The sequence below is a fragment of the Streptomyces cinerochromogenes genome, assembly GCF_014648635.1.
GTDB classification, from domain to species: domain Bacteria; phylum Actinomycetota; class Actinomycetes; order Streptomycetales; family Streptomycetaceae; genus Streptomyces; species Streptomyces cinerochromogenes.
In genome coordinates, this window is sequence record NZ_BMRM01000061.1 from 1 (window position 1) to 671 (window position 671).

The following is a 671-nucleotide window of genomic DNA, read 5'->3' on the forward strand; positions in this document are numbered from 1 at the left end:
CTCACCCAACGGGCGCTCCAGCACCGCGTCGAACGCCCCGCACACCTCGGCGAACACCTCACCGAACACCGGATAGGCGGACGCGAGTTCCGCACCCATCCCCGCCCGCTGCGCACCCTGACCCGCGAACACGAACGCGGTGGTGCGGTGGTCGCGGGCGCGGCCGGTCTCCACGTGGGTGGCGATGCGGTCGGCCGCCAACGCGGCGAGGCCGTCGGCGAGTTCGGCGCGGCCGGTGCCGACGACGACCGCGCGGTGCGGCAGCGCCGCCCGGCCGGTGGCGAGGGAACAGGCGGTACCGAGGAGGTCGGTGTCGTCTTGCAGCCAGTCCGCGAGCCGTGCGGCCTGGGCGCGCAGCGCGTCCTCGGAGCGCGCCGACAGAATCCAGGGAAGGGCGGGCGGTTCGGCCGCGGGCACCGGCTCGGTGACCTCGGGGGCTTCTTCCAGTACCACGTGGGCGTTGGTGCCGGACACGCCGAACGAGGAGACACCCGCCCGGCGCGGGCGGCCCGCACGCGCCCACTCGCGCTCCTCGGTCAACAGCTCCACCGCGCCCGCGGTCCAGTCGACCTCGGGAGAGGGCGCGTCCACGTGCAGCGTGCGCGGCAGCGTGCCGTGCCGCATCGCCTGCACCATCTTGATCACACCGGCCACACCCGCGGCGGCCTGCG

At 75.3% G+C, this 671-nt stretch carries 1 protein-coding gene; it reads right to left on the bottom strand.

Features of this window, described 5'->3' with window-relative positions; genetic code table 11:
- Positions 1-671, bottom strand: a 671-nt coding sequence (locus IEZ20_RS39420) for a ketoacyl-synthetase C-terminal extension domain-containing protein (protein WP_308434740.1), incomplete at both ends; no start/stop codon positions are given.